The organism is Methylobacterium sp. 1030 (assembly GCF_040544715.1).
Classification (GTDB): Bacteria; Pseudomonadota; Alphaproteobacteria; order Rhizobiales; family Beijerinckiaceae; genus Methylobacterium.
On record NZ_JBEPKM010000001.1, the window covers coordinates 166,114 to 183,850 of the forward strand.

16 protein-coding genes are annotated in these 17,737 nt (G+C 71.5%); 4 read left to right on the forward strand and 12 right to left on the reverse strand.

The window, feature by feature from the left end; translation table 11 throughout:
• Window positions 1-9: 9 nt before the first annotated feature.
• Window positions 10-186 carry a DUF1328 domain-containing protein gene (locus ABIC30_RS00760; RefSeq protein WP_007568853.1) on the reverse strand — a complete coding sequence of 59 codons (177 nt, stop codon included), beginning with the start codon at window positions 184-186 and terminating at the stop codon, window positions 10-12.
• Between the two features lie 206 nt (window positions 187-392).
• Here ABIC30_RS00760 and ABIC30_RS00765 point away from each other — a divergent pair, with 206 nt between their 5' ends.
• The gene (locus ABIC30_RS00765; protein ID WP_020090884.1) at window positions 393-569 is read left to right on the forward strand and encodes a hypothetical protein; all 177 of its coding nucleotides are present in this window, start codon (window positions 393-395) and stop codon (window positions 567-569) included.
• 269 nt (window positions 570-838) lie between these two features.
• Window positions 839-1,717, forward strand: coding sequence for an MBL fold metallo-hydrolase (locus ABIC30_RS00770; RefSeq protein ID WP_419149862.1), 879 nt, complete (start codon window positions 839-841; stop codon window positions 1,715-1,717).
• A gap of 13 nt (window positions 1,718-1,730) precedes the next feature.
• Here the strand turns inward: ABIC30_RS00770 and ABIC30_RS00775 are convergent, their stop codons facing one another.
• Both ABIC30_RS00775 and ABIC30_RS00780 read right to left on the reverse strand, forming a co-directional pair.
• Window positions 1,731-2,510 (reverse strand): DUF1499 domain-containing protein, encoded by a 780-nt coding sequence (locus ABIC30_RS00775; RefSeq protein WP_234081941.1) that lies wholly within the window; start codon window positions 2,508-2,510, stop codon window positions 1,731-1,733.
• A 67-nt stretch (window positions 2,511-2,577) separates the two neighbouring features.
• Window positions 2,578-4,413, reverse strand: a complete 1,836-nt coding sequence (locus ABIC30_RS00780) for an AsmA family protein (protein ID WP_234081940.1) — start codon at window positions 4,411-4,413, stop codon at window positions 2,578-2,580.
• 304 nt (window positions 4,414-4,717) lie between these two features.
• Here ABIC30_RS00780 and ABIC30_RS00785 point away from each other — a divergent pair, with 304 nt between their 5' ends.
• Together ABIC30_RS00785 and ABIC30_RS00790 are read left to right on the forward strand one after the other, a co-directional pair.
• Window positions 4,718-5,458, forward strand: coding sequence for a CoA transferase subunit A (locus ABIC30_RS00785; protein ID WP_020090888.1), 741 nt, complete (start codon window positions 4,718-4,720; stop codon window positions 5,456-5,458).
• 24 nt (window positions 5,459-5,482) lie between these two features.
• Window positions 5,483-6,145 (forward strand): 3-oxoacid CoA-transferase subunit B, encoded by a 663-nt coding sequence (locus ABIC30_RS00790; RefSeq protein ID WP_042671934.1) that lies wholly within the window; start codon window positions 5,483-5,485, stop codon window positions 6,143-6,145.
• A gap of 361 nt (window positions 6,146-6,506) precedes the next feature.
• Here the strand turns inward: ABIC30_RS00790 and ABIC30_RS00795 are convergent, their stop codons facing one another.
• From ABIC30_RS00795 to ccmI, 9 genes are all read right to left on the reverse strand, one after another.
• A complete protein-coding gene (locus ABIC30_RS00795; RefSeq protein ID WP_020090890.1) occupies window positions 6,507-6,800 on the reverse strand; it encodes a formate dehydrogenase subunit delta in 294 nt (97 codons plus the stop codon).
• Window positions 6,801-6,809: 9 nt separating this feature from the next.
• A complete protein-coding gene (gene fdhF, locus ABIC30_RS00800) occupies window positions 6,810-9,671 on the reverse strand; it encodes a formate dehydrogenase subunit alpha (protein WP_234081939.1) in 2,862 nt (953 codons plus the stop codon).
• 10 nt (window positions 9,672-9,681) lie between these two features.
• Entirely contained in the window at window positions 9,682-11,241 is a 1,560-nt protein-coding gene (locus tag ABIC30_RS00805) for a formate dehydrogenase beta subunit (RefSeq protein ID WP_354453641.1), read from the reverse strand.
• The gene (locus ABIC30_RS00810) at window positions 11,238-11,711 is read right to left on the reverse strand and encodes a formate dehydrogenase subunit gamma (protein WP_354453643.1); all 474 of its coding nucleotides are present in this window, start codon (window positions 11,709-11,711) and stop codon (window positions 11,238-11,240) included. The genes ABIC30_RS00805 and ABIC30_RS00810 overlap by 4 nt, the downstream gene beginning before the upstream one ends.
• Window positions 11,712-12,111: 400 nt before the next feature.
• A complete protein-coding gene (locus ABIC30_RS00815) occupies window positions 12,112-12,768 on the reverse strand; it encodes a glutathione S-transferase family protein (protein ID WP_020090894.1) in 657 nt (218 codons plus the stop codon).
• Between the two features lie 96 nt (window positions 12,769-12,864).
• Entirely contained in the window at window positions 12,865-13,329 is a 465-nt protein-coding gene (locus tag ABIC30_RS00820; protein ID WP_020090895.1) for a cytochrome c-type biogenesis protein, read from the reverse strand.
• Window positions 13,329-15,329 carry a heme lyase CcmF/NrfE family subunit gene (locus tag ABIC30_RS00825; RefSeq protein WP_354453646.1) on the reverse strand — a complete coding sequence of 667 codons (2,001 nt, stop codon included), beginning with the start codon at window positions 15,327-15,329 and terminating at the stop codon, window positions 13,329-13,331. Before ABIC30_RS00825 ends, ABIC30_RS00820 begins: the two co-directional genes overlap by 1 nt.
• A 10-nt stretch (window positions 15,330-15,339) precedes the next feature.
• Entirely contained in the window at window positions 15,340-15,852 is a 513-nt protein-coding gene (ccmE, locus tag ABIC30_RS00830; RefSeq protein WP_020090897.1) for a cytochrome c maturation protein CcmE, read from the reverse strand.
• Between the two features lie 230 nt (window positions 15,853-16,082).
• The gene (gene ccmI, locus ABIC30_RS00835; protein WP_234081931.1) at window positions 16,083-17,570 is read right to left on the reverse strand and encodes a c-type cytochrome biogenesis protein CcmI; all 1,488 of its coding nucleotides are present in this window, start codon (window positions 17,568-17,570) and stop codon (window positions 16,083-16,085) included.
• Window positions 17,571-17,737: the final 167 nt, after the last annotated feature.

Sequence of the window (17,737 nt, forward strand, 5' to 3'; positions counted from 1 at the left end):
GGCCCTCGGTCAAAGTGTCGGCGAACGGCCCCGCATCAGGCCGACGACGGCCGAGATGGCGAACAGGACGATCGCTACGAAGAAGACCAGCTTGGCCGCCTCCATGGCGGTGCCGGCGATGCCGCCGAACCCAAGCAGAGCGGCCACGAGAGCGACGACGAGAAAAGTTACGGCCCAACCGAGCATGGTTCGTATCCTTAGAAAGTACCAACGCGGGCGGGCCGCGTCGTTCTGAACACGAAAACGCCAAGGTTTCGCTCCGGTTCCGCCCCCCATCGCGAAGTCCTGTGAGTCCCCGCGGGCGCGAGCGCCGGCCGCGACATGGGGTGACGGAACGAGACAGGGGCGCTAGCGTTCGAAGATAGGTCTTAAGGCTCGATCCGGGATTTGCGATGCTGCAATCTGCCAAGAGTGCCGTTCGATCGAAGGCCGCCGCGATGGCGGCGCGGGTGACCGAGATCGTCGACAGGGCCGGCGACGCCCTGCGCGCGGCCGCGCTCGGTCTCATGCCGGCACCGGCGCCCGTACCGGTCCGCGTGCGCGCACGCGGACCGCGCCGGCAGGACTGATCGCGGGACGCGCGCGACCCCGGAGCGGACGCGACCCCGTCCGCGTCCCTCACAGGCGCCGGACAGCATCACCCCTGCGTCAGGATCACCGGCAGGACAGCGGGCAGGTCCTGCCGCCACCCCAGAATGCCTCGCACCGCGGCCTCGCATCCCCTAGGCCTTGAGGGCGATTGCCACGCGGCCGCGAACCGTCCAAGGAACCGCCGTATCGATCGCACGGGATCGCGATGGCGGACACCGACGAGACCACCCTGACCTTCGATCCGTCGATGCCTCCGGCCGGCCGGCTGGACCGGGTCGCGCCACTGATCCGCCGGCGGGTCGCGCCGAACGGAGGCCCGTTCACGGCGAGCGGCACCTGCACCTACGTGGTGGGCCAGGATCGCGTCGCGGTGATCGATCCGGGCCCGGACGATCCGGCCCATGTCGAGGCGCTGCTTCGGGATCTCGGCACCGAGCGGGTCGAGGCCATCGTGGTCACCCACACCCATCGGGATCACTCGCCCGGAGCAAGGCTGCTCGCCGCGCGCACCGGCGCGCCGATCGTCGGATGCGCGCCGCACAGGGCCGCGCGGGCCCTGTCGGAAGCGGAGACCCCGATGCTCGACGCGAGCGCCGACCGGGCGCACGCGCCGGAACGGATCATGGTGGAGGGCGACGCCGTGTCCGGCCCGGGCTGGACCCTCGTGGCCGTCGAGACCCCCGGGCACACGATGAACCATCTCGCCTTCGCGCTGCCGGAGGCGCGGGTGCTGTTCTCGGGCGACCACGTCATGGCGTGGTCGACCACGATCGTGGCGCCGCCCGACGGCGCGATGCGGGCCTACATGGACTCCCTCGACAAGCTGCGCGGGCGCGACGAGACGGTCTACTGGCCGGGCCATGGCGGACCGGTGCCCGAGCCCGCCCGGTTCCTCCGCGGGCTCGCCGGGCATCGCCGCCAGCGCGAGGCGGCGATCCGCGCGCGGCTGGCCGCCGGCGACGGGCGAATCGCCGACATCGTCGCTGCGATCTACCAGGGGCTCGATCCCCGGCTCCGCGGCGCGGCGGCGCTGTCGGTCTTCGCCCACCTGGAGGATCTGGTCGGACGCGGGCTCGCGTCCTGCGACGGCGCCCCCCGCCTCGACGGCACCTACGCGCCGGCCTGAGAGGCGCGGCGGCTCACTTCACCGCGAGGGCGAGGTTGGCGACGTCGTCGAGATAGGCCCGGATCCGGTCGGCATTGCTGCCGAAATCGCGGCCGCCGAGCCGCGAGGCCGAGCGCACGTCGATCCGCGCCCCGTCGGCGCGGGGGCGGATGCGCACGGTGACATCGTCCGGCAGGTTGAGGATCAGCCCCCGCGCCACGGCCTCGATCCGGCCGTTGCCGGTCCGGCCGCCCGGCCGGATCGCCTCGACGATCTGCCAGTGCCTCTTCAGGGCAGCCTGCCGGGCGAGTTCGAAGGCCTCGTCGGCGCCGATATCGAGGGTCAGCGGCGCGATCTGCGGGTAGGCGCCGCGCTGGCTCTCGCGCGCAGCCGCGCTCGGGTCCGCCGGGTAGCGTCCGCCGCGGGCCGCGAAGGCCGCCCGCGAGCGCGAGAAGGCCGGCGGATTGTCGATGTCGGTGGTGATGTCCGACAGGGCGGGAAGACGCAGGCCGCGCAGGCCCAGGAAGGCGGGGTAGCCGAGAACCGCCAGCGCCAGGATCAATCCGGCGAGGGCGGCCCCGAGACCGCGGGCGCCATCGCGCCAGACCCGCACGAAGGCGAAGATCGCGGCCGCGGCCGCCAGCAGCGCGACGCCGAGCCCGGCCACGAGAGCCACGAGGGCGGCGTCCGTGTCGGAGCGCGGATCCCGGACGAGGACCAGCGCGATCCCGGTGGCGATGACGGAGAACACGGCGAGCCGCCGGGCCAGCGGCCCCGCACGGGTCACGGGTTCCTCGATGAGCAGGCGGCGCATGGGGATCATGAAGGCGTTCGAGGCCCGATCTTAGAGCTTGGCCGGAGCCGGCGCCATGGCGCCGCGGTCACGGCGCGTACGCGCGGGCGTTGCCGGGCAGGCCGAGCGTGGCGGGCAGTTTGAGCGGGTCGGGGAGCATCGCGCCCCCGTACCGGCCGACCGGGTCGGGGATCTCGCTGTGCGCGACCGTCTGAGCCGTCAGGGCGCTCCAGGGGCCCGTCACCGCGAACAGGATCCCGCGGGAGGAATCGCCGGGCGGACGCAGGACGAGGTCGCCCTTGGCATCAAGCCGACGCTCCGGCAGCGAGACTTGGCCGTGCAGGGTCGCCCCGACGCTCGGCCCCAGGAGACCCGACTCGGCGATCTCGCCCACGCCGTCGGCGAAGCGCAGCGTCACCACGGCCCGTTCGAAGGCCGTCCGGCCATTGCGGCGCGCCAGGGCGCCGGACGCCACCGCGCCGTTGCGGTGGATGACGTCGGCGAGGTCGAGGCCCGCGATGGCACCACCGTCCATGGCGAGCGTGGCCCGGCCATTCAGGTGCGCCAGCAATCCGACCGTGTCCCGGGCCCTGGATTCGAGGGCGAAATGCCCCTGCACGGGCCCCACCACCCAGCGGGCCGCGCCGATCTCGCCGAGCAGCGCGCCGAGGTCGACGCGGTCGAGGCTTCCCTGCGTGCGCAGTTCGGTCGCGGCCGGATCGGACCCGCTCGTCAGATTGACGCGCCCCTTGAACGTGCCGTCCTGGATCCGGGCCCGGTTCACCGCGACCTCCAGGGCGGCCTCCCGCACCAGGACACTCGCCGCCAGATCCTGCACCCGGACGGCGCCGGCGCGCCCCTCGGCCGCCGACAGGCGAAGGTCGAGGTCGCCGCGCGTGAAGGGCGCCAGGGCGATCGACGCGGGCGCGGGGTCGAGGAGCCGCGACAGATCCGCGACGAGAGGCGTGAGATCGAGCGTCTCGGCCGCCAGGGTCGCCTGCACCGAGAGGCGCGGCGCCTTGCCGGGCCCGAACGCGACGGCGCCGGCCCCCTCGAGCACGTTCTGACCCAGGCCGATGCGCAGGCTCGGCCACGAGACGGACCGCTCGCCCGTCTCGAACCGGCCGTCGACCGAGAAGGCGCCGGCGAGCGGCGCCAGCGGCATATCGCGGCCGATCCAGGCCAAGCTCTCCGGCAGGGATCGCGTCTCGAACCGGACCTGCCCGGACATGACGGGCAGCGCGCTCCCCTCCGCCGGCGGCGCCACCGTTCCGTCCGCCGCGAGGCGGCCGTCCGGCCACGTGATCTCCGCGGTGAACGGGCTCCCGCGGCGCTGGGCCATCTCGGCCGGACGCAGGTGGCTGAGGGCGATCCGGGTCGGCACGCCGCGCCAGATGAGGCTGGCGCGGCCCTCGGCGGCCTTGCCCCAGAGCGGCCACGCGATGTCGAGGTCGATGTCCCGGGCCGTGTCGCCGGCGGCGAGGCGCGCGTCGCGCACGACGATCCGGCGCGGCCGGGCCGTCTCGCCGGATCGGGCCTGCTCGGCGAGGCGCGCGAGGGGGGCGGCCCAGCCGGCGGGGTCGTCCGACAGCCGCGCGCCCTCCAGGCGGAGGCCGCTCACCGCGGCGCGGCCGCCGAGGAGGCTCAGCGGGTCGAGATCGATGGTCAGACGGCCCTCATCCGCCAGGACCGGGCCGTCGGAACCGGCAGCGAGCCGGACGCGGTCGAGGGTCAGGCGCGGCCAGGGCAGCACCGCGAGGCGCGCGGGCCCCTGCAGCGTCAGCCCGAGTCCGTAGGCGTCGAAGGCGCGGCGGGCGAAGGCCGTGGCCCGGCCATCCTCCAGGGGCCAGTCGCGCAGGCCGAGGCCGGCCGCGATCAGGCTCCCGAGAGCGAGGATGAAGATCGGGCGGCGCAGCGACATCATGCTCCGAGAGGGCGGCGGCTGTGGCCGGAAGCCGGGCGCCGCGCCGGCCCCTCGGGCTGCCACGGCCCGGCAGGGTCTGCACGTCGAGTGGGCAACTTAGCGTCCCCGGCCGGTTTTGTCTGCCGCGCCCGCGCAGGGCCGCCCTGCCCTCCCCAGCGCAGTGCCGGTTACGGATCGCCCGGGACCGCGCCGGCCGGTGCGGTGCACCACTGGATTTCGCGCGCGGAATCGGGAAGAGCAGGCGCGAGGACACGCGCGTCCCGAGGTTTCGGCCGGTCGGGTCCGGCGGGAAAAGGACGGTTCGATGAAGAAGGTCTACACGGATGCCGCCGCGGCCCTGGCCGGCCTCCTGCGCGACGACATGATGGTGATGTGCGGCGGCTTCGGCCTCTGCGGCATCCCCGACGAGCTGATCGAGGCGGTGCGCCTCTCCGGCGTCAAGGGCCTCACCGTCGTGTCGAACAATGCCGGCATCGACGGGGTCGGTCTCGGCAAGCTCCTGGACACCCGCCAGGTCGCCAAGATGATCTCGTCCTACGTGGGCGAGAACAAGGAGTTCGCCCGGCAGTACCTCGGCGGTGAGCTGGAGATCGAGTTCAACCCGCAGGGCACGCTGGCCGAGCGGATCCGCGCCGGCGGCGCCGGCATTCCGGCCTTCTTCACCAAGACCGGCGTCGGCACCAAGGTCGCCGAGGGCAAGGAAGTCCGCGAGTTCGACGGCGAGCAATACGTCATGGAGCGCGGCCTGTTCGCCGACCTCGCCCTGGTCCACGCCCACACGGGCGACACCGAGGGGAACCTGCGCTACCGGATGACCGCGCGCAACTTCAACCCGATGATGGCCACCGCCGCCAAGATGACCGTGGCGCAGGTCGAGCACCTCGTGAAGCCGGGCGAGATCGATCCGGACACGATCCACACGCCCGGCATCTTCGTGAAGCGCATCATCGACGTCGGGCAGCGCGACAAGCGCATCGAGCAGCGCACCACGCGCAAGCGCGGCGACAGCACCCCGGCCGCGGCGGCCGGCGGCGGCACGCACTGATCGGACGGGAAGGGAGCGAGAACGATGGCCTGGACCCGCGAGCAGATGGCGGCGCGCGCCGCCAAGGAGCTGGAGGACGGCTTCTACGTGAATCTCGGGATCGGCATCCCGACGCTGGTGTCGAACTACATCCCCGAGGGCATGTCGGTGCAGCTCCAGTCGGAGAACGGCATGCTGGGCATGGGCCCCTTCCCCTACGAGGGTGAGGAGGACCCGGACCTGATCAACGCCGGCAAGCAGACGATCACCGCTCTGCCGACGACGAGCTACTTCTCCTCGGCGGATTCCTTCGGGATGATCCGCGGCGGGCACATCAACCTGTCGATCCTCGGCGCCATGCAGGTGGCCGGCAACGGCGACCTCGCCAACTGGATGATTCCCGGCAAGATGGTGAAGGGGATGGGCGGCGCCATGGACCTCGTGGCCGGCGTGAAGCGCGTGGTCGTGGTGATGGAGCACGTCGCCAAGAACAAGGACGGCACCGAGAGCCCGAAGCTGCTCAAGGCCTGCGACCTGCCGCTCACCGGCACGCAGGTGGTCGACCTGGTGATCACCGATCTCGGCGTGTTCGAGATCGACAAGAAGGGCGACGGCGGCATGAGACTCATCGAGCTCGCCGACGGCGTCACCGAGGACGAGATCCGCGGCAAGACCGAGGCCGACTTCACCGTCGCCCTGAAGAACTGACGTCTCGGGGCCCGGCGGCCGGCGTCGCCGGGTCCGCCGGGCGGGAGACGGCCGGGCACCCGACTGTCCCGCGGTGCCGCCGCTCACCGCCTTTCCACATCGACTCAGGCGGTTTCCGGTTCAGACGGCGCGCTCCGTCGTCACGAGCGCAGCGAAGTGACCCAGGGTCGCGCCATCGTGCAGAGCGGGGCGCTGCTGGATTGCTTCGCTCCGCTCGCGAGGACGGCGGAACCGGTCGGTGACCCGGAAACCGCATCGAACGCGAAGCACCCCCGCTCCCAGTCGGGACAGGGGTGCTTCGCGTGACTGCGTGCCGGCCAGGCGTGGCGCGGGCTGTGGGTCCCGCCCGGCCTCGGGCGGCTCAGCCCGCGTCGCTGGCGCCCGCGCCCGCGAGTTGCGGATCCCGGGTCGCGGGTCGCACCGGGCTGTCGGCCGCCGGTTCCTCGCCCTGCAGCGCCCGCCGCACGTAGCCGTCGACCCGGTCGCCCTGCTCCGGCAGGGCGGCCTCGAGATGCGCGATCATCTTGGGCGTCCAGAACGCCTTGATGTGCTTCTGGATCCCGGCGACCGCCTCCTCCTCCGGGTAGGACCGGAAGAAGGTGGCGATCTGGTTGGCCATGCGGACGAGCTTGTCCGCCTGCGTCACGGCGCTCATCGGAAACTCTTACTCTGCCGCGTCGAGGGTCTGAGCGATCCGGGTCAGGGAGAAGTCCTCCTCGTAGAACTTCGCCTGCCAGTCGGAGGGCCGGTTGGTCCGCCGGACCTGCACCGCCGTCACCTTGTACTCGGGGCAGTTGGTCGCCCAGTCCGAGTAGTCGGTGGTGATGACGTTGGCGCCGGTCTTGGCGTGGTGGAAGGTCGTGTAGACCACGCCGGGCTGCATCCGCTCCGAGATCTTGGCCTTCAGCGCGATGTCGCCCGAGCGGCTCTCCAGGGCGACGAGGTCGCCGTCGACGATGCCGCGCAGCTCCGCGTCGAACGGGTGGATCTCCAGCACGTCCTCCTCGTGCCAGCGCGAGTTCTCGGTGCGCCGGGTCTGCGCGCCGACATTGTACTGGGACAGGATCCGGCCCGTGGTCAGGATCAGCGGGAACTTCGCCCCCGTCCGCTCCTCGGTGGCCACGAACTCGGTGATCATGAACCGGCCCTTGCCGCGGACGAACCGGTCCACGTGCATCATCGGCGTGCCGAGCGGCGCCTTCTCGTTGCAGGGCCACTGCACCGAGCCGAGCTCGTCGAGCTTGGCGTAGGACACGCCGGTGAAGCTCGGGGTGAGCGAGGCGATCTCGTCCATGATCTCGGACGGGTGATTGTAGTTCATGGGGTAGCCCAGCGCGTTGGAGAGCAGCACCGTGCCCTCCCAGTCGCCGTAGCCGCCCATCGGGGCCATGACCTTGCGGACCCGCGAGATGCGGCGCTCGGCGTTGGTGAAGGTCCCGTCCTTCTCGAGGAACGAGGCGCCCGGCAGGAAGACGTGGGCGTACTTGGCGGTCTCGTTCAGGAACAGGTCCTGGACGACGATGCACTCCATCGCCATCAGGCCCGAGGTCACGTGGTGCGTGTCGGGATCCGACTGGGCGATGTCCTCACCCTGGATGTACATGCCCTTGAACGTGCCTTCGACGGCCTCGTCCAGCATGTTGGTGATGCGCAGGCCCGGCGCGTTGTCGAGCTTGGCGCCCCAGAGGGCCTCGAAGCTCTCGCGGGTGGCGTCGTCCGAGACGTGGCGGTAGCCCGTCAGCTCGTGCGGGAACGAGCCCATGTCGCAGGAGCCCTGCACGTTGTTCTGGCCGCGCAGCGGGTTCACGCCGGCGCCGAGCTTGCCGATGTTGCCGGTGGCCATGGCGATGTTGGCCATGCCCATGACCATCGTCGAGCCCTGGCTGTGCTCGGTGACGCCCAGCCCGTAGTAGATGCCGGCCGCGCCGCCCTTGGCGTAGAGCCGGGCCGCCCCGCGGACCTGCTCGGGGTCGAGGCCGGTGAAGGACTGCTGGTTCTCCGGGGAGTGGCGCTCGTCGGCGATGAACCGGGCCCAGGACTCGAACTCGGCGAGGTCGCAGCGCTCGCGGACATAGGCCTCGTCGATCAGCCCCTCGGTGACGATCACGTGCGCCAGCGAGTTGATGAAGGCGACGTTGGAGCCGGGCTTCAGCGGCAGGTGGAAGTCCGCCTTGATGTGGGGCGACTTCACGAGGTCGATCTTGCGCGGATCGGCGACGATCAGCTTGGCGCCCTCGCGCAGCCGCTTCTTCATGCGCGAGCCGAAGACCGGGTGGCCGTCGGTCGGGTTGGCGCCGATCACCAAGATCACGTCGGACTTCTCGACCGACTTGAAGTCCTGGGTGCCGGCCGAGGTGCCGAGCGTCGACATCAGGCCGTAGCCGGTCGGCGAGTGGCAGACGCGGGCGCAGGTATCGACGTTGTTGTTGCCGAAGGCGGCGCGCACCAGCTTCTGGACGAGGTAAGCTTCCTCGTTGGTGCAGCGCGACGAGGTGATGCCGCCGACCGAATCTTTTCCGTATTTCGCCTGGATGCGCTTGAACTCGCTCGCCGCCCGGTCGATCGCTTCCTCCCAGGACACTTCGCGCCACGGATCCGTGATCTTCTCGCGGATCATCGGCTTGGTGATGCGGTCCTTGTGGGTGGCGTAGCCGTAGGCGAAGCGGCCCTTCACGCAGCTATGGCCCTCGTTGGCCTTGCCGCCCTTGTAGGGGACCATGCGGACGACGCGCTCGCCCTGCATCTCGGCCTTGAACGAGCAGCCGACGCCGCAATACGCGCAGGTCGTGACCTCCGCGTGCTCGGGCTGGCCGAACTCGTGGATCGACTTTTCCTGGAGCGTCGCGGTCGGGCAGGCCTGGACGCAGGCGCCGCAGGAAACGCACTCGGACTCGAAGAAATTGGTCGGGCCGGCGGCCACGCGGCTGTCGAAGCCGCGGCCCGCGATGGTCAGCGCGAAGGTGCCCTGCACCTCTTCGCACGCCCGGACGCAGCGGTTGCAGACGATGCACTTCGACGGGTCGTAGGTGAAGTACGGGTTCGACTCGTCCTTCGGCAGGTACTTCTCGGAGCTCGGCCGGACGTGGTTGTCGCCCTCGTAGCCGTAGCGCACGTCGCGCAGGCCGACGACGCCCGCCTGGGTCTGCAGCTCGCAGTCGCCGTTCGCCGCGCAGGTCAGGCAGTCGAGGGGGTGGTCGGAGATGTAGAGCTCCATCACGCCCTTGCGGAGCTTGGCGAGCTTCTCGTTCTGCGTGTGCACCACCATGCCGTTCTCGGCCGGGGTCGTGCAGGAGGCCGGGGTGCCGCGCCGGCCCTCGATCTCCACGAGACAGAGGCGGCAGGAGCCGAACGGCTCCAGCGAGTCTGTGGCGCAGAGCTTCGGGATCTGGGTGCCGGCCTGCATCGCCGCCGCCATCACCGAGGTGCCGGCCGGCACCGTCACCGACATGCCGTCGATCGTCAGCGTCACCGTCTGCTCGCTGACGCGGATCGGCGTGCCGTAGTCGATCTCCTTGATCAGGCCCATCGACGTCTCCTCACTCGGCCGCGGCCGGCAGATCGCCGGCGCGCCTGAAATCCTCGGGGAAATGGGTGATCGCGCTCATCACCGGCATGGGCGTCAGCCCGCCCATGGCGCAGAGCGACCCGTCGGTCATGACCTCGCAGAGGTCCTCGACCAGCTTGAGATTCGCGTCCGGCCGGATGCCGGCGATCACCTTGTCCATGGTCTCGACGCCGCGGGTCGCGCCGATGCGGCAGGGGGTGCACTTGCCGCACGACTCGGTGGCGCAGAACTCGAAGGCGAAGCGAGCCTGGGAGGCCATGTCGACGGTGTCGTCGAACACCACGATGCCGCCGTGGCCGACGAGGCCCTTCTTGGCCGCCATCGCCTCGTAGTCGAGGGGCGTGTCGAGGAGATGGTCGGGGAAGTAGGCCCCGAGCGGCCCGCCGACCTGCACGGCCCGGACCGGCCGGCCCGAACGGGTGCCGCCGCCGAAATCCTCGATCACCTGCCGGAGAGTGATGCCGAAGGCCATCTCGATCAGGCCGCCGTGCTTGACGTTGCCGGCAAGCTGGATCGGCAGGGTGCCGAGCGACCGCCCCATGCCGTAATCGGCGTAGGCCCTGGCGCCGTTCTCCAGGATCCACGGCACGGCCGTGAAGGTCATGACGTTGTTGACCAGCGTCGGCTTGCCGAGGAAGCCCTTGAGCGCCGGGATCGGAGGCTTCGCCCGCACGATGCCGCGCTTGCCCTCCAGGCTCTCCAGCAGCGAGGTCTCCTCGCCGCAGATGTAGGCGCCGGCGCCGAGGCGCACTTCCAGGTGGAAGGTCTTGCCCGAACCGAGGATGTTGTCGCCGAGCACACCGGCCTGGATGCCGTTGGCGATCGCCTCCTTGAGGGTGGCGAAGGCCTGCGGGTACTCGGAGCGCAGGTAGATGTAGCCGCGGGTGGCGCCGGTCGCGACGCCCGCGATGGTCATGCCCTCGATGAGGTTGAAGGGGTCGCCCTCCATCATCATCCGGTCGGCGAAGGTGCCGGAATCGCCCTCGTCGGCGTTGCAGACCACGTATTTCTGGTCCGCCTTGGCGAGCATCACGGTGTTCCACTTGATGCCGGCCGGGAAGCCGGCACCGCCCCGGCCGCGCAGGCCGGAATCGCGCACCGCCGCCACGATGCCTTCGGCATCGAGCTTCAGGGCGGCCTCGAGGCCGCGGTAGCCGCCATGGGCCCGGTAATCGTCCACGGAGACCGGGTCGACCACGCCGCAGCGGTGGAAGGTCAGGCGCTGCTGCCGGGCGAGGTAGGGGATCTTCTCCGGATCGCCGAGGCGCAGGGCGTGGTCGCCGCCCGTGGTCAGGCCGGCATCCAGCAGGGCATCGACGTCCTCGACCGTCACCGGCCCGTAGGCGACGCGCCCCTCGGGGGTGCCGACCTCCACCATCGGCTCCAGCCAGAACAGGCCGCGGGAGCCGGTGCGGACGATGGTGACGTCCAGGCCGCGGCGCTCGGCGCCGGCGAAGAGGGCGCGGGCAACCTTGTTGGCGCCGAGCCCGAGGGCGACGGCGTCGCGCGGAACGTAGAGCGTGACGCTCACTGGCGCACCTCCGTCAGGGCAGCTTCGAGGGCGTCGGCAGTCAGGTGCGCGACGGGCTCACCGTCCACCAGCGCGGCGGGGCCGTTGGCGCAGAGGCCGAGGCAGTAGACCGGCTCGACCGTGGCGCTGCCGTCGGCGGTGGTCTCGTGCCAGCCGCAGCCGAGGCGGCCCAGGATCTCGCGGTGCAGCTTGTCCGAGCCCATGGCCTGGCAGGCCTCGGCCCGGCACAGCTTCACCTCGTGGCGGCCGGCGGGGTGCGCCCGGAAGTCGTGGTAGAAGGTGATGCAGCCGTGGACTTCGGCGCGCGACAGGTTCAGCGCGTCCGCGATCAGCGGCACGGCACCGGAATCCACGTAGCCGAAGGTTTCCTGCAGCGCGTGCAGGATCGGCAGCGCGGCCCCCTCGAGATGGGTGTGCTCGGCGATGATCCCGGATGCGCGCTCCGCGCTCCAGGGCTCGTGACGCGCCATGGTTTCCAGCCCAGTCTGTTCCTGTTCTAATGCGAAGAGGAACAGAAATGCCGAATGGCATCAATCGCGCTGTCCGGTCGGGCGACAAAGGACGTTTGTCGAGCTGTAACGCGCCGGCCCGAGGAGCGGAGCCAATTCGTTAACCTGTTGCCGCAGCGCGATTTTTCAAATCCGATCGGCAGTCAGGATTTGTTGCGTGCGTCGCAACATAAATTTGTGCCCTGCAAGAAATTGCATTCCGCCAGGTCGGGTCCGGAACGTCCGGTTAGAGCACTCCGTCCTTGCGGGCGGAGCGGAGCAATCCAGGGCAGCGCGACCTCGGCAAGCGTGGCGCGACTGGATTGCTTCGCTCCGCTCGCAAGGACGGTGGCGGGGCTCCAAGACGGCAGCCTCGGCCGCGTCAGAACTCCATCTCGAGTTCCTCGATCTCGTCCGGCTCATCGGCGGCGGCCTCCGCCCACTCGACCATCAGCGGCCAGTGCAGGATCGTGTCGCGGTAAGCGGCGGCGCGGGGCGGCAGCGCGACGTCGTAGGTGCGGAAGCGGGTGCAGACCGGGGCGAACATCGCGTCGGCGAGGCACGGCCGCGCGCCGAACAGGTACGGCCCCTCGTAGCGGTCCAGGCAATCGTCGAAGATCGTGACGATGCGCTCGATATCGGCCTTGGCACCGTTGAACACGCGGAAATCGGGGTGGAAGGCGCGCAGGTTCATCGGCAGCGCCGAGCGCAGATTGACGAAACCGGAATGCATCTCCCCCGAGATCGACCGGCAATGGGCGCGCTCCGCCACGTTGCCGGGCAGGAAGCCGGCCTCCGGGAAGGTCTCGGCGAGATACTCGGCGATCGCCAGCGTGTCCCAGACGACCACGTCGCCGTGGCGCAGGCGGGGCACCAGGAACGAGGGCGACAGGTGCAGCAGCTCCGCCCGGGTGGTGGCGTCGGTTCCGGACAGGACCTCCGTCCGGAAGTCGAGCCCGGCCATCCGGCAGATCAGCCAGCCCCGCAGGGACCACGAGGAGTAGTTGCGGCTCGAGATGGTGAGCGTAGCGGCCGTCATCGTCCTGCCCCGGGCGCGTCGCCGATCGTGCGGTCTGCGAGGCCCGATCCAAGACTCGTGCCGAACGGGGCGGGCGAATCGCTTCCGGCGGCGATTCTACTCCCGTCGCAGCAGCGCCGCGACCTCCGCCTGCTCGGCGGCCGACAGGTTCCGGGCCGGCGCGGGCGGGCGGCGGCGGGCGAGGCGCCAGATGCCGAGCCCGCCGAGCAGCACCGCGAGCACCGGGGTCAGCCACAGCAGCAGGGTGTGCAACGCGAAGACCGGGCGCAGCAGCACGAACTCGCCGTAGCGGGCCACGACGTAGTCGAGCACCGCCGTGTCGCTGTCGCCCTTCTCCAGCCGCTCGCGGACGATCAGGCGCAGGTCCTTGGCGAGCGGCGCGTCGGAATCGTCGATCGACTGGTTCTGGCAGACGAGGCAGCGCAGTTCGGCCGAGATCTCCCGGGCGCGGTGCTCCAGCGCGGGATCCTTCAGCACCTCGTCGGGCTGCACCGCCAGGGCCGGCAGTGACGCCAGCAGGGCGAGCGCGGCCAGCGCCGGGCGGAGCGAACGGCGCGCCATCACTCGGCCGGCACCGCGACCGAGAGCGGCCGCGCCTTCGCCTTGGCGGGGACGCCCACGCGCATCCGCCGGTCCGTGAGCGACAGGCCGCCGCCCAGCGCCATCACCACCGCTCCGAGCCAGATCAGCAGGACCAGCGGCTTGTAGTAGAGGCGCAGGCCGACGCCGCCGTCCTGCCCGATCTCCCCGAGGCTCGCGTAGACTTGGCTGACACCGTTGGTCAGCAGCCCCGATTCCGTCACGGCCATCTTGCGGCTCGGGTAGAAGCGCTTGCCGGTCTCGACCTTCCCGACCTCGTCGCCCCCGCGGGTGCGGATCGTCAGGTAGGCGGCGGCCTCCTCGTAGTTCGGTCCCTTGCGCGGCGCGACCCGGTCCAGGGTCGCCACGTAGGGCCCCGTCGCGAGGCTCTCCCCGGGCTTGAGGGTCGCCAGCCCCTCGGTGGCCCAGCCCTGCGCGGCGATGCCCAGCACCACCACGCCGACCCCGGCATGGGCGATGGCGGTGCCCCAGGCCGAGCGCGGCAGGCCGACGGCGCGGCGGCCGATCTGTCCGAGGGACCGGGCGCGGCTCGCCCCGTAGCCGCGGGCGCGGGTGACGATCTCCAGGGCGGACCCGATCAGCAGGTAGGCGCCGAGGCCGATCCCGACCGGCGCCAGCACCGGCCCGCCCCAGGTCAGCGCCAGCACCGCGAAGCCGACCACCAGGGCGACCGCCAGCGCGGCGAACAGGCGCTGGGCGGCGGCGAGCACGTCGCCGCGCTTCCAGGCCAGCGCCTGGCCCATGGGCACGATCAGCAGCAGCGGGATCGCCAGCGGCACGAAGGTGGAATTGAAGAAGGGCGGCCCGACCGTGATCTTCTCGCCCGTCAGCATCTCGAGCACCAGCGGGTAGAGCGTGCCGACCAGCACGGTGGCGCAGGCCGCCACCAGGAACAGGTTGTTGAGGACGAGCGAGCCCTCGCGGGAGATCGGCGCGAACAAGCCCCCCTGCCGCAGCAGCGGCGCCCGCCACGCGAACAGCGTCAGCGAGCCGCCGATGAACAGGATCAGGATCGCCAGGATGAAGACGCCGCGGGTCGGGTCGGTGGCGAAGGAATGCACCGAGGTGATCACGCCCGAGCGGACCAGGAAGGTGCCGATCAGCGAGAGCGAGAAGGTCAGGATGGCGAGCAGCACCGTCCAGACCTTCAGGGCGTCGCGCTTCTCCATCACCACGGTGGAGTGCAGCAGCGCCGTGCCGGCGATCCACGGCATCAGGGAGGCGTTCTCGACCGGGTCCCAGAACCACCAGCCGCCCCAGCCGAGCTCGTAGTAGGCCCAGTAGGAGCCCATCGCGATCCCGAGTGTCAGGAAGCACCACGCGGCGAGGGTCCAGGGCCGCACAGCCCGCGCCCAGACGGCGTCGATCCGCCCGTCGATCAGCGCGGCCACCGCGAAGGCGAAGCTGATCGAGAAGCCGACATAGCCGACGTAGAGGAGCGGCGGGTGGACCGCGAGACCCGGATCCTGCAGCAGCGGGTTGAGGTCGTTGCCTTCGAGCGGGGCCGGGATCACCCGGGTGAACGGGTTCGAGGTCGTGATGATGAACAGCACGAACACGAAGGTGATCAGCCCCTGCACGGCCAGGGTGTTGGCCCGCAGCCGTGGCGGCACCGAATTCTTGGCCGCCGCCACGCAGGCGCCGAACAGGGTGAGGATCAAGACCCAGAGGAGCATCGAGCCCTCGTGGTTCCCCCAGACGCCGGAGATCTTGTAGATCAGCGGCTTCTGCGTGTGCGAGTTCTCGACGACGTTCTGGACCGAGAAGTCCGAGGTGACGTGCGTGTAGGTGAGCGCCGCGAAGGCGAAGAGCACGCAGGCGAAGGCGCCGAGCGCCGCCTGCGAGGCGGTCTGGCGCAGGGCCGGATCGCCCGAGCGGGCGGCCCAGATCGGCATCACCACCTGAACGAGGGAGATCGCCAGCGCGAGCGCGAGGGCGAAGTGGCCGGTCTCGACGATCATGCGGGTTCCCTCACCGCTCGCTGCGGGGACCAAGGGTGCTGTCCGCCGCCGCGGTGGCGGGCTTCGGCGCCGGGCCGCCCTTGTTCGGGCCGCCCTCCTGCCAGCGCCCCTGCGCCTTCAGCGCGTCGGCCACCTCGCGGGGCATGTAGGATTCGTCGTGCTTGGCCAGCACCGTGTCGGCGCGGAACTGCCCGCCCGGCTCCAGCACGCCCTCGGCGACCACGCCCTGCCCTTCCCGGAACAGGTCCGGCAGCAGGCCCTTGTAGTGGACCTCGACGGTCTCGTTCGTGTCGGTGACGGCGAAATCGACCGTCTGGTCGGGGCCGCGCCTGAGCGAGCCGTCCTTCACCAGCCCGCCGAGCCGCAGGCGCGTGCCCGGGGCGATGGCCTGCTTGGCGATGTCGGTGGGCGAGCGGAAGAACACGATCGAGCCGCTCATGGCGTACAGCATCAGCCCCACGGCGAGCGCCAGGACGCTGCCGCAGGCGGCGATCAGGATCAGGCGGCGTTTCTTACGCGTCACGATACTTCCACCCCGCGGTCCGGCGCGCGGAGACCCGCCTCGACCGGAACCGTTCTCATTCTAGTCTTGAGGGTGTCGGCTCCAGGCGCCCGCGGGTCAAGGGCGGGCGTCGGGACCGATTGTCGTACGGACCGCTCCACGGAGGCGGGCTCGCGATTTCGTGGCGCCGGGGAACGGGCGCGCCAGGGGTTCGGTGCGTCAGGGGTTCGGTGCGTCAGGGGTTCGGTGCGTCAGGGGTTCGGCTTGGCAGGAAGCTCCAGCTCACGGGCGAGACCGTCGAGCCGCGCCACCGCCTCGCTGTTGGCGGCCAGCGCCATGCGGGCGCGGTCGAGGGCCTTCACCGCCTGGTCGCGCTCGCCCAGCGCGCTGTAGGAGCGCACGAGCCGCATCCACTCGTCCGGCGTGCCGCCCCGCGCGGCGAGGCGCCGGTCGAGTCCCTCGACCATCCCGCGAATCGCCGCCTGCTGCTCCGCCTGCGGCATGGCGCGCACGGCCGCCATCGCGGCCTCCTTCTCGGCCTGGACGCCCGGTCCCGCCCGGCCCGATTCGGCCGGCGCGGGCGCCGCGCCCTCGGCGCCGAGACCCACGGCGCGGGCGCCCTGCTCGACCTGGGCGAGACCCTGCGGGTCGCCCGCGAGGGCCGTGCGCGCGCGGGCCAGGGCGTCGGTCGCCTGCGCGCGCTCGCCGAGGACCATCCGGGACCGGACGAGCCGCAGCCACTCGTCGGGGGTGCCGCCGCCGGTCTTGAGGCGGGCGTCGAGCCCGTCGACCATGCCGCGAATCGCCGCCTGCTGCTCGGCCGGGATCTCGGGGGCGGCCTGGGGCGTCGCGGGCGGGGGCGGCTCGCCCTTGAGGCGGGCGAGGCTCTGCTTGACGATCCCGAGCCACGGGGCGTTCGGCGGGCTGCTGGCCTCGAGCTCGGTGAGCTGGCGGATCGCCTCGCCGGTGTCGCCGGCCTGCTCGGCCGCGCGGGCGAGGTAGAAGCGCGGCTTGGGCGCGTTCGGCTCCTTGGCCTGCGCCTTCTCGAACAGCGCCTTGGCCTCGGGCGACACGGTGCCGTCGCCGGCCGCCGTGAGGGCCTCGCCCTGGTCGGCTAGGAGGTCGGCGGTCTCGCCCTTGATCCGCGCGAGGTGGCCGTAGGCGCGGGCGGCGTCGTCGAATCGGCCGGTGCGCATGTAGACCGGGGCGAGCACGGCCCAGCCGCGCGCATCGTTCGGGTCCCGGGCGAGGCGCGCCTCGATCTGCCCGACCGCCTTCATCAGTTCGTCGGCGCCGCCGCGGGCGGCCTGCCGGTCGGCCTCGGTCTGCGCCGGCACCTCGGGCGAGCCGTAGAGCCCGTAGGCGATCAGCGCCACGAGCGGGATGGTGGAGAGCGCGAAGGCCGAGGCGGCGCGCCGGCGGCGCAGGCGCGGCTCGGCCGGGCGCGCGGCCTCGGCGATGCCGGAATCCTCGGCCTCGCGCTGCGCCTCGCGGCTCGACCGGAGCAGGCGGCGCGCCGCCTCGGCCTTGGCGGTCTCGGCCTCGTCGGGGGCGATCAGGCCGCGCTCGAGGTCGCGGTCGATCTCGGCGATCTGATCCTCGTAGAACGCCGTCTCGGTGGCGAGCCCGCTGCCGCCGGCCTCGCCGGTCGGCACGGCGGCGCGCCGCGACATCGGCCAGAGCAGGCCGAGCACGGCCGCCGCGGTCATGGCCGCCAGGATGAACCAGATCGCCGTCATGGACCTTATCGCCAACGGGCCGCACCGGCCCGCCCCTCCCCACGCCCTGTGGAGCCGGCGGCGTGATGCCACGACGCCTCCCGGCGGCGGCTCGGTGTCACGCAACTCTGTTGCGATGACAAGGCCCCGGGCGGGAGCCATGAGGCCGCGCGCCGCCTCCCGGCCCG

Bases quoted from the DNA above. Each gene is read 5' to 3' on its own strand.
- ABIC30_RS00785 (WP_020090888.1), top strand. From the start codon at position 4,718: ATGAAGAAGGTCTACACGGATGCCGCCGCGGCCCTGGCCGGCCTCCTG.
- ABIC30_RS00795 (WP_020090890.1), bottom strand. From the start codon at position 6,800: ATGAGCGCCGTGACGCAGGCGGACAAGCTCGTCCGCATGGCCAACCAG.
- ABIC30_RS00810 (WP_354453643.1), bottom strand. From the start codon at position 11,711: ATGGCGCGTCACGAGCCCTGGAGCGCGGAGCGCGCATCCGGGATCATC.
- ABIC30_RS00820 (WP_020090895.1), bottom strand. From the start codon at position 13,329: ATGGCGCGCCGTTCGCTCCGCCCGGCGCTGGCCGCGCTCGCCCTGCTG.
- ABIC30_RS00775 (WP_234081941.1), bottom strand. From the start codon at position 2,510: ATGCGCCGCCTGCTCATCGAGGAACCCGTGACCCGTGCGGGGCCGCTG.
- ABIC30_RS00780 (WP_234081940.1), bottom strand. From the start codon at position 4,413: ATGATGTCGCTGCGCCGCCCGATCTTCATCCTCGCTCTCGGGAGCCTG.
- ABIC30_RS00825 (WP_354453646.1), bottom strand. From the start codon at position 15,329: ATGATCGTCGAGACCGGCCACTTCGCCCTCGCGCTCGCGCTGGCGATC.
- ABIC30_RS00815 (WP_020090894.1), bottom strand. From the start codon at position 12,768: ATGACGGCCGCTACGCTCACCATCTCGAGCCGCAACTACTCCTCGTGG.
- ABIC30_RS00770 (WP_419149862.1), top strand. From the start codon at position 839: ATGCCTCCGGCCGGCCGGCTGGACCGGGTCGCGCCACTGATCCGCCGG.
- ABIC30_RS00790 (WP_042671934.1), top strand. From the start codon at position 5,483: ATGGCCTGGACCCGCGAGCAGATGGCGGCGCGCGCCGCCAAGGAGCTG.
- ccmI (WP_234081931.1), bottom strand. From the start codon at position 17,570: ATGACGGCGATCTGGTTCATCCTGGCGGCCATGACCGCGGCGGCCGTG.
- ABIC30_RS00765 (WP_020090884.1), top strand. From the start codon at position 393: ATGCTGCAATCTGCCAAGAGTGCCGTTCGATCGAAGGCCGCCGCGATG.
- fdhF (WP_234081939.1), bottom strand. From the start codon at position 9,671: ATGGGCCTGATCAAGGAGATCGACTACGGCACGCCGATCCGCGTCAGC.
- ABIC30_RS00760 (WP_007568853.1), bottom strand. From the start codon at position 186: ATGCTCGGTTGGGCCGTAACTTTTCTCGTCGTCGCTCTCGTGGCCGCT.